This window comes from Rhizobium lentis, from assembly GCF_014200175.1.
Lineage (GTDB): Bacteria > Pseudomonadota > Alphaproteobacteria > Rhizobiales > Rhizobiaceae > Rhizobium > Rhizobium mulingense.
Window position 1 is genome coordinate 1 of the sequence record NZ_JACHBD010000049.1, and the last position, 1,055, is coordinate 1,055.

Sequence of the window (1,055 nt, forward strand, 5' to 3'; positions counted from 1 at the left end):
TAAAATCATCCCGCTCTAGATGTGAGCTTCCAATAGGTTGTCCATTCGATCCGGACCGGGAAAGCTGAGGTTGTCGAAGCTTCAGTGATTCTCGGGGGACCGAATGGACATCCATATGAATGCCCGCCTCACGCCGCTCAGTCGAGCGGTAATTGCGCACCGCGTGCTGATGGAAGGACAGCGACCGATGGCCGTCGCTGCGGCTTTCGGCGTGAAGACTGTCTATAAGTGGGTAAGGCGCTATCGACGGGAGGGCGAGGCCGGTCTCAATGATCGCAGTTCCCGACCGCACCGCCTGTATCATCCGACCTCGCAGGCCACCGCCGCCCGGATCGAGACGTTACGCCGCCTGCGCATGACCGGCCAACACATCGCCAAGGAGACGGGTGTCTCGCCAGCCACAGTCAGCCGCATCCTCAAGCGCCTTGGCCTGAACAAGCTCAAGGCCTTGGCCCCGGCTGAGCCGGTGCGGCGCTACGAACGCGACCAGCCCGGCGAACTCATCCATATCGACATCAAGAAACTCGGCAAATTCAACCGAACCGGCCACCGCATCACCGGCGATCGCACGGGGCAGAGCAACAGCCGCGGCATCGGTTGGGAATACGTCCATCTGGCCATCGACGACCACTCACGCCTGGCCTATTTGGAAATATTACCCGACGAGACGCGACGCTCCTGTCTGCGCTTTCTTTTCAATGCTTTGCGCTTCTTCAAAGCCCATGGCGTCAAGGTCCAGCGCGTCATGACCGACAACGGCACAAGCTTCCGTTCCCATCGATACGCCAAGGCGCTGCAGCGGCTCAGCATCAAACACATCCGCACCAAACCCTATACGCCGAAGACAAATGGTAAGGCCGAACGCCTCGTCCAGACCGCACTGCGCGAATGGGCATATGCTAAGGCCTACGAAACCTCGCAGCAGCGCGCCGCCGACCTGCCGCTCTGGCTCCACCGTTACAATTGGCATCGCCCGCACGGCAGCCTACAATCCAAACCGCCCGTCAGTAGACTCGGCCTAATCAAGGACAACCTGTTGAGGCTCCACATCTAGA

1 protein-coding gene is annotated in these 1,055 nt (G+C 60.0%); it reads left to right on the forward strand.

Annotated features, from left to right (window positions below):
• Window positions 1-103: 103 nt before the first annotated feature.
• Window positions 104-1,054, forward strand: a complete 951-nt coding sequence (locus GGI60_RS31690) for an IS481 family transposase (RefSeq protein WP_183920522.1) — start codon at window positions 104-106, stop codon at window positions 1,052-1,054.
• The last annotated feature ends 1 nt before the right edge of the window (window position 1,055 follow it).

Coding starts and splice junctions, on each gene's coding strand:
- GGI60_RS31690 (WP_183920522.1), top strand. CDS start 104: ATGGACATCCATATGAATGCCCGCCTCACGCCGCTCAGTCGAGCGGTA.